Below are 8,524 nucleotides of genomic sequence, written 5' to 3'. Positions count from 1 at the left end.
GCCCACCCCAAGCCCCCACGACACGCCGGACCAGTCACGACCGGCTCAGCTGACGTCAGGACCGAAACCCCACCACCCCCTGGGACTCTCCCTTCTGAACATCTGCTCGCAGCCCCTGGTCGACACGACCAGTACTAGTCGAGTCAGCGACTGACCCGCGACCTAGTCGGCGATCGTGGCCGCGGGAAGTGTCCGCCGGCGCGCGAAGGCGGACACCCCAATGGGTCATTGGAAAGCGTTGTAGCAGAGAGTGCCCCATACGCGGCACCTTCTGCTACAACGTTGGCTGCTTGGTCGCACAAAAACTAGGGGAAGAAACTCTTCCCCTACCCCTGGAGTCCTCCCCGCGAAATTACTCGCGGACGACTCAACAAGCAGGGGCAGAAAGTAGGGGAAGAACCTTCCCCTACTTTTAGTGGCCCGGTGGCACGCTGACATCGTCATCTCACCCGCCCTTCGAGGCTCGGCTGGCGCCTCAGGGAGCGCATTGGGGGCTGACGCATTTCCCCAGCTCAGCGGGATTGGTCACCACACTCGTCGAGTCACACGACCACCACGTACAGGACGATCAGATAGATCGGGACGATGACGTCGAAGAAGAAGATCGGCCCGGCGTTGCCCGGCGCGAAATTGCGATTCACCACCATCTCGCGCACGTGACCGACAGCTGCACCCAGATAGAACACCGCGAACGCGATGATGGTGGCCAGCCAGAACTCCTTGCCGAAACCCGACGCCATCACGCCGAGCACACCGGTCGCGAGACTGGCGAGTCCCACCTCCCACTGCCACGGCGTCTTGGCGGGCCACCCGATGGATTCGGCGATCGGCTCGCCGAAGAACATGTGTCCGCAGCCCGTCATCCAGCCCTGCACGCCGATCATCCACAGGATCGAGTTGGCCAGCAGATCGTCACCGAAATGGCCACCGGGAGTGAGCACATCGACGACCGTCGAGATGATGGTGCCGACGATCCCGACAAAGGGGATCAGCCGGATGGACAGTCGCAGCGAGCGGTCGAAGGCCGACCCGGTCGTCGGCGTCACTTCACCCGCCGATCTGCTTCGCCAGATCGGCCAGCACGTCCGGGTCCTCGATGGTCGACGGCACGGTGTACTCCTCGTTGTCGGCGATCTGCCGCATGGTCTTTCGCAGGATCTTGCCCGACCGGGTCTTCGGCAGGGCGGGAACCACGGTGACGTCGCGGAACGTCGCGACCGCACCGATCTGCTCGCGCACCATGGCGACGAGTTCGCCGCGCAGGACGTCGGGTTCGATTTCGACACCTGCCTTGAGCACCACATAACCGCTCGGGCGCTGGCCCTTCAGGTCGTCGTGGATGCCGATCACCGCGCACTCGGCCACCGCCGGATGCGACGCCACCACCGCTTCGATACTGCCGGTGGACAACCGGTGTCCCGCAACGTTGATCACGTCGTCGGAGCGGCCCAGTACGAACACGTACCCGTCTGCGTCCACATAGCCGGTGTCACCGGTCACGTAGTACCCCGGGAAGGTGTTGAGATACGAACCGCGATAACGCTCTTCGTCCTGCCACAGTCCGGCGAGCGTGCCGGGCGGCAGGGGAAGCTTGATGACGATGTTGCCTTCCTCGTCGGCGCCGAGCGCGTTGCCCTCGGCATCCACGATCCCGACGTCGTACCCGGGAACCGGCACCGTCGGGGAGCCCGCCTTCAGCGGCATCGGTTCCAGCCCACGGAGATTCGCGGCGATGGCCCAGCCGGTCTCGGTCTGCCACCAGTGGTCGATGACCGGCACCCCGAGCACCTCACCCGCCCATTCGAAGGTGTCCGGGTCGAGTCGCTCGCCCGCCGCGAACAAGGCGCGCAGCGAAGACGTGTCGTACTTGGCGAGTTCCGCCGCATCCGGATCCGCCTTGCGGATCGCGCGAATCGCGGTCGGTGCGGTGAACAACGCGTTTGCCTTGTGCGCGGCGATGACTCGCCAAAACGCGCCGGCGTCGGGCGTGCCGACCGGCTTGCCCTCGTACATCACCGACGTCGCGCCGGCCAACAGGGGGCCGTAGACGATATAGGAATGTCCGACCACCCACCCCACGTCCGAGGCCGTCCACCACACATCTCCGGGTTCTATTCCGTAGATGTTGCTCATCGACCACGTGAGTGCCACGGCATGACCACCGTTGTCGCGCACCACACCCTTGGGCTTTCCGGTGGTGCCGGACGTGTAGAGGATGTAGAGCGGATCGGTGGCCGCAACCGGCACCGGCGCGACCGGCTCGGCGGCCGACGCCAATTCCTCCCAGTCCAGCCATCCGTCGTAATCGGCTGCCGCACCGGTGATCTCGGGACGGTCCTTGACGATCACCGTTGACGGCGGCGTCGCCGACAACTCCAGCGCACGCGCCACCATCGGCAGGTACTCGACGGTCCGTCCCGGTTCGAGACCACCGGAGGCGGTGACGATCGCGACTGGCGCGGCGTCGTCGATGCGAGTGGCGAGCTCGGGTGCCGCGAATCCACCGAACACCACCGAATGGACCGCACCGATCCGGGCGCAGGCGAGCATCGCGATCGCGGCCTCGGGGATCATCGGCATGTAGATGACGACGCGGTCGCCGGCGCCCACCCCGCGGCCGGCGAGAACGCCCGCGAACCGTGACACCTCATCGAGCAGCGCCGCGTAGGTGTAGTTCCGGACCTCACCCACCATGGCCGAGTCCCAGACGAGGGCCGTCCGATCACCGTTTCCGGCGGCGACGTGACGGTCGAGCGCGTTGTGGCAGGTGTTCAGCGTGCCGTCCGGGAACCATCGGTAGATCGGCGGCGCCGAGTCGTCGAGTGCCCGCGTCGGTGCGACCTCCCAGTCGACACCCTTCGCCGCGTCGAGCCAGAAGCTCTCCCGATCGTCCTTGGCCTGCGAGAACGCCTCCGCATATCGACCCATTGCCCGTCCCTCTCACCGCGTAACCGTGTCTTGTGCCGCTTCGAGGGTAGCGATGTGATCGTTGCCACGGCGTTGCTTCGCGGGCTGTGCGTTCACCGGTCGACCGGCTGCGACGAGCGGTTGGAGAAGGTTCGCGCTCACCGGTTTCGGGTCAGCGGAAGCGTGGAGCTCGGGATCGATCCCGCCGACTCAGTTGCGATACTTCTCGACCACATCGGCCGGCCGAACGCCCGCGTCGTCCGGGTTCTGTCCCGCGTCGCGCTTGGCCTGACGCTGTCGCAGCAGGTCCCAGCACTGGTCCAGCGAGACCTCGATCGCGGCCAGCCGCGCGTTCTCGTCCTCGCGAGACACCTCACCGCGCGAGAGTTTGCCCCGCAGGTCGTGCTCCTCGGCGATCAGATCGGTGATGTGGGAGTGGATGGACTTGTCGGTGTCGGCCATGGTTTCCACCGTAGTCCGCACTGCGATGCGCCCGTTCACATATGACGCGCATCCCCGACCGCGTGTGTGACTGCGTCGAGAAATCGCCGGACGGTGTCGAGCTCGACGCCGGAGAAACCGGCGGTCACGCCGACCACCCCATCGATGAGTGGGCCGAAGAACGCCCAGCCGAGGGTTCGGGCGTGATCGGTGACGACGATCGTCACTCGTCGCCGGTCGGCATCCCCCCGTTCCCGGACCACCAGCTGCGCTCGTTCCAACCGGTCGACCAAGGCGGTCGTCGACGCACTGTTGAGCCCGAGATGGGTGCCCAGCCAGCCTGGGCTTGCGGGTTCGCCCGCGCGCTCGCGATCCAACAGTCCGATGAGCGCTCGGACGTCGGTCGCGTTCATCCCGTGCATCGTGGCGAATCCCGATCCGAAGTGCTCGAGTGCCACCACCAGTCGTCGGAGTTGGTGGACCATCTCCAATTGCTCGTCGTCTCGCGGTTCATCCACGTGCGCGCCCACCCGTCGAGCCTCCCACTTTCCCCCTCGATCGTCTACCCTCTCGTTTATCGACTGTCTCGACAAACGAGGGAATTTGATGTCACAGCGCGCGATCAGCGAGTTCTCCCAAACAGCAGCCGGACACGAGTTCTTCGTGGCCTACGACGCGCTCCTGGCTCGGTGGCCCGCCCACCGGGCAGTCGACGTCGAGACAGCACACGGGGTCACCCGCGCAAACGTCTGCGGTCATGAGCACGCACCTCCGGTCGTCCTGCTGCCCGGCGGCGGAGCTACGTCAACCGCGTACACCCACAACGTCGCAGCGCTCTCGGCTACGCACCGTGTCGTGGCGCTCGACGTGATCGGCGACGCGGGGCGCAGCCGGCCAGGCAGCGGCCGGCCGCGTGACACCTCCGAACTGCTGACATGGCTTGCCGATGTGCTCGATGAACTCGGCGTCGGCGACGCGCGCTTCGTCGGCCACTCCTACGGGGCGATGATCGCCCTCGCGTTCGCACTGAGCCACCATCGCGATCGTGTCGGTGGTCTCGTATTGCTCGATCCGAGTTCGTGTTTCACCGGAATGAAACCGACATACCTGCTTCGTGCGCTCCCCGTGCTCGTGCGCCCGTCTCCCGAACGCCAACGGCGATTTCTCGAGTGGGAATGTCGATCGTCGGGTGTGGACCCGGTCGATCTCGATCAGGACTGGCTCACGGTCGCATGCATGGCCGCAGCGTTCCCCACGACCCGGCCAGTCGTCCCCCGACGACCCGACGCCCGGGCCCTCGCCACCCTGAACGGGCTCGGAATGACCGCAATACTGGCTCCGCACAGCAAGATCCACGACCCGACCACGGTGGCCCAGCGGATCACCGCGACGGTCGAGGATGCCACTGTGATGACACTGGCCTCGGGGAGCCACCACACACTCCCGCTCGCGCCGGCGGACGACATCAACCACTCATTGGTGAGGGCACTGAATCCGGGCCCCACCGAGTAGAAGCCGACGAATTGAACCAGCGGCACGCGTCAGGACGGCGCCAACCCCACCTGTGGCACCGTCGCCGGCCGCATGGGCGTGCTCTGCGCGGTCCGACGTCGCGGTCGCAGATGCGTGGTTCCGTCGGTGACGACGAACTCGATCCGATCCGCCAACCGGCGACGCAGCGCGCGAGCGAGCGGACTCGGACGTCCAACCATGCCGACCACCACCGCGGAGGCGTCGAATCGGTCGGCGACGCGACTCAGGACGGTCAGCGGATCACCGACCTCGCTGACCACCGTCACCGATCGCGCTCCGGCACGCTGCGCCACCTCACGCGCATGCCGCAGATGCTCGGTGGTGATGGCCTCGTCGGTGAGTTGATACGCGTCGGCCTTCAGCGCGTCATTCCAGGCGTTGGGACGACCGACACGATGACGCCCCGTCGTGGCGGTCACCACCACGACGTCGGCGCCGGAGAATCGGGCGCAGACCATCCGCAGCGCGCGTTCCGATGCGTCGGAGTTGTTGCAGCCGATCATGATCGGCCCTCGGTCGGGCGGTGGAAACCAGGTCGAGAACGGCTCCCAGCGGTCGAACCGATCGAAGATGTGAAGTGTCATGAGATGCCCCTTGAGCGGTGTGGTTCCCTAACCCTCACAACGGTATGGAGGGCACGCGGGCGAATCTCCATGCCGGAGACGGAAGCCGAGTCCACCCTGGGGTGGACATGACAGTCCATCGTCGGATTGATGAATCCGGTAATCAGCGGCCTATTCTGGACTGGTGACGGGCCTCACACGAGAACTGCGGCGTCGCCTCGAACTGGTCGGTGGCGACTATCCGCCGCTGTATCCGGTCGTGATCCTGGCTGCGAGCGTCGTCCTGACCATCACCGCCACGGCACAACGATTTCCGTTCGACGCTCCGTGGTGGACACTCGCGGCGCTGGGCTGCGCACTCACCACCCTGGTTCTCGACTTCACCGTCGCCGCCAAGACCGGCGCTTGTGTCCTGATGCTGGTCGGCACGTCCTGTTTTCTCATGGACCCGGTGCCCACCGATGCCGCGCCGATGCAGTTGGCCATCGTCACCGCGATCTCGGCCGCAATGCAGTCGCTGCGCACCGGGCTGACCGTCGCGGCGGCCTCCATCGCCGTCATCACCGGGTTCGCCGCCTTCGGAGGATTACAGGCGCCCGCCTACTACATCTCATCGGTGGCCATCGGATGGCTACTCGGCTACATGATCCTGATCCAGCAACGCCTCGCCGACAACCGGGCCCGTGAACTGCGCGCCCGCGCCGACAACGCAGCCAGTGAAGAACGACGCCGCATCGCCCGTGAGATCCACGACATCATCGCGCACTCGCTGTCGATCACGATGCTCAACGTGACCGGGGCCCGTCGGGCGCTCGAACAGGACCGCGACATCGACGACGCCGTCGACGCACTCCAGGACGCAGAACGACAAGGACGTCAGGCCATGGCCGAGATCCGCAACATCGTGCACCTGCTCGGTACCGACGAGGCATCCGTCACGCCGACCCCCGGCGCCGAAGATCTCGAACGGCTGGTGGCCGACTACCGCAAAGCCGGTCTGCAGGTCAACTTCCGAACGGTCGGGGACGTCGGCCGACTCTCGGCGCCGGTGGGCGCTGCCGTATACCGCATCACGCAGGAGTCGCTCGCGAACGTGGTGAAACATTCGGCTGCGCAACGCGCTTCGATCGTTCTCGCCGTCGGTGAGGACACCGTGGTGCAAGTACACAGCCCCTGCTCTGCCGAACCACGACCCTCACGCGACGGAAAGGGCATCACCGGAATGATGCAGCGCGCACATCTTCTCGGCGGGACCCTCGAGGCGTCCCGGACCGGCGACCTCTGGTCGGTGCGCGCCGCACTGCCCACCCGGGTCGGCGCCGACGAGGTCCCAGCGTGAGCACCACCGCGATCGGCGAGCCGGCGGTGCCCGTCATCCGTGTGCTCCTCGTCGACGATCAAGAACTGATCCGGACCGGTCTGCGTCGAATCCTGCGAGCCAAGGACGGCTTCGAGATCGTCGGCGAATGTGCCGACGGCTCAGAAGTTCTCGCGGCCGTCGCCGAACACAGCCCCGACATCGTGGTGATGGATCTGCGAATGCGCAACGTCGACGGGATCACCGCGACGACCATGGTCCGCGCCCTCAACAATCCACCGCCGGTCCTGGTGCTCACAACCTTCGACGACGACAAACTGCTGTCCGGCGCACTACGCGCCGGGGCAGCCGGATTCATCCTCAAGGATTCGCCCGCGGAGTCGTTGATCTGGGCGGTGCACGCCGTCGTCCGTGACGGCGCGTTCCTCGATCCGGCAGTCACGAGCCGTGTGTTGCACGGTTATCGGGGCAGCGGGCACGAACAGATCACCCGGCCCAGTGAACTCACCGACCGGGAAACCGACGTCTTGCGCCTCGTCGCGCGGGGCCGCACCAACGCCGAGATCGGCGCGGAACTGTGCATCTCCGAGGTGACGGTGAAGAGCCACATCAACCACATCTTCACCAAACTCGATCTGCGCGACCGGGCCGCCGCCATCGTGTACGCCTTCGACCACTCGCTGGTGCTCCCCGAGTACGACTAGACATGCGACGGATCACGGACCTGCCCAAGGTGGAATTGCACGTCCATATCGAGGGCACGCTCGAACCCGAGTTGGTGATGAAGCTCGCCGAGTCGTCGGGCGTCGACCTTCCCTACGCGAACGCGGACGAACTACGCCGACGCTACGTGTTCACGAACCTCCAATCCTTTCTCGACATCTAATACGACAACCTCGACGTTCTGCGGACCAACCACGACTTTTCCCGTCTCGCATACGAATACGCCGTCCGCGCCCATGCAGGTGGCGTGGTGCATGCCGAGGCCTTCTTCGATCCGCAGGCGCATCTCATTCGTGGCGTCGCACTCGACACCGTCGTCGACGGATTGGTCGACGGATTTGCCCGAGCACGGTCCGACTGCGGATTCACCGCCGACCTCATCGCCTGCTTTCTGCGCGACCGGCCGGTCCGGGAAGCTCTGGAGACGCTCGAATCCCTGACCGCCATCGACGCCCCGATCATCGGCGTCGGTCTGGATTCCGCAGAACTCGGCAACCCGGCATCGCTGTTCACCGAGGTGTTCGCCCGTGCCGCCGCGCTGGGCCTGCGCCGCGTCGCACACGCCGGCGAGGAGGGCGGCCCCGAATCGATCCGGCAGGCCCTCGACGACCTGGGCGCCGAACGCATCGACCACGGCATCCGCAGCCTCGACGACCCCGAAATGGTTGCGCGGCTCGTCGCTGCGCACATTCCGCTCACCGTCTGCCCGCTGTCGAACGTCGCCTTGCAGTCCGTCGACGAGCTCGCGCGTCACCCACTGCCCGAACTCCTGGCGGCCGGGTTACACGTCACGATCAACTCCGATGACCCGGCCTACTTCGGCGGCTACGCCGAGGACAACTACGTCCTGGTCGCGGCCGCCTTCGACCTCGACGACGCCACGCTGGCCGACCTCGCCCGAAACTCGGTGCGGGCCAGCTTCTTACCCGTGGACCGACAAGACGAGGTGTTACTCGACATCGACCGATGGTTGGCCGACGCCCATCCCACCTGACACCGAACGCGGGTTCGAGGGTTGTTGAAACCCGTCCGAATCTAA

At 66.0% G+C, this 8,524-nt stretch carries 8 protein-coding genes and 1 pseudogene; 4 read left to right on the top strand and 5 right to left on the bottom strand.

From position 1 onward, the window contains the following. Positions 1–542: 542 nt before the first annotated feature. The 4 genes from ABZW74_RS15905 to ABZW74_RS15890 all read right to left on the bottom strand — a co-directional run bounded on the left by ABZW74_RS15905 (position 543) and on the right by ABZW74_RS15890 (position 3,866). A complete protein-coding gene (locus ABZW74_RS15905) occupies positions 543–1,046 on the bottom strand; it encodes a DUF6790 family protein (protein WP_355277440.1) in 504 nt (167 codons plus the stop codon). A 1-nt stretch (position 1,047) separates the two neighbouring features. Further along, positions 1,048–2,928, bottom strand: coding sequence for a propionyl-CoA synthetase (locus ABZW74_RS15900; RefSeq protein ID WP_355277437.1), 1,881 nt, complete (start codon positions 2,926–2,928; stop codon positions 1,048–1,050). Positions 2,929–3,117: 189 nt separating this feature from the next. After that, on the bottom strand, positions 3,118–3,369 hold the full coding sequence (locus tag ABZW74_RS15895) for a DUF2630 family protein (RefSeq protein ID WP_240861048.1): 252 nt from the start codon (positions 3,367–3,369) through the stop codon (positions 3,118–3,120). 35 nt (positions 3,370–3,404) lie between these two features. Continuing rightward, complete coding sequence (locus ABZW74_RS15890; protein ID WP_355277434.1) at positions 3,405–3,866, bottom strand: MarR family transcriptional regulator; 462 nt, start codon at positions 3,864–3,866, stop codon at positions 3,405–3,407. Positions 3,867–3,954: 88 nt separating this feature from the next. On the opposite strand from ABZW74_RS15890, the gene ABZW74_RS15885 reads away from it, so the two are divergent. Next, positions 3,955–4,860: an alpha/beta hydrolase gene (locus ABZW74_RS15885; RefSeq protein WP_355277431.1), complete on the top strand. Its 906-nt coding sequence runs from the start codon at positions 3,955–3,957 to the stop codon at positions 4,858–4,860. 29 nt (positions 4,861–4,889) lie between these two features. Here ABZW74_RS15885 and ABZW74_RS15880 read toward each other — a convergent pair whose 3' ends face one another. Beyond that, positions 4,890–5,465 carry a universal stress protein gene (locus ABZW74_RS15880; RefSeq protein WP_355277428.1) on the bottom strand — a complete coding sequence of 192 codons (576 nt, stop codon included), beginning with the start codon at positions 5,463–5,465 and terminating at the stop codon, positions 4,890–4,892. A 160-nt stretch (positions 5,466–5,625) separates the two neighbouring features. Here ABZW74_RS15880 and ABZW74_RS15875 point away from each other — a divergent pair, with 160 nt between their 5' ends. The 3 genes and pseudogenes from ABZW74_RS15875 (at position 5,626) to ABZW74_RS15865 (ending at position 8,479) form a co-directional block, all read left to right on the top strand. After that, a complete protein-coding gene (locus ABZW74_RS15875; protein ID WP_355277443.1) occupies positions 5,626–6,783 on the top strand; it encodes a histidine kinase in 1,158 nt (385 codons plus the stop codon). Continuing rightward, positions 6,780–7,466, top strand: coding sequence for a response regulator transcription factor (locus ABZW74_RS15870; RefSeq protein ID WP_240861039.1), 687 nt, complete (start codon positions 6,780–6,782; stop codon positions 7,464–7,466). The genes ABZW74_RS15875 and ABZW74_RS15870 overlap by 4 nt, the downstream gene beginning before the upstream one ends. A 2-nt stretch (positions 7,467–7,468) precedes the next feature. After that, positions 7,469–8,479, top strand: a pseudogene (locus ABZW74_RS15865) (adenosine deaminase). Positions 8,480–8,524 lie beyond the last annotated feature (45 nt).

Source organism: Gordonia sp. NPDC003585 (assembly GCF_040610755.1).
In the GTDB taxonomy this organism is placed as follows: domain Bacteria; phylum Actinomycetota; class Actinomycetes; order Mycobacteriales; family Mycobacteriaceae; genus Gordonia.
The sequence above is the reverse complement of the archived record's forward strand: the minus strand, read 5'-3'. Positions and strand labels throughout refer to the sequence as shown.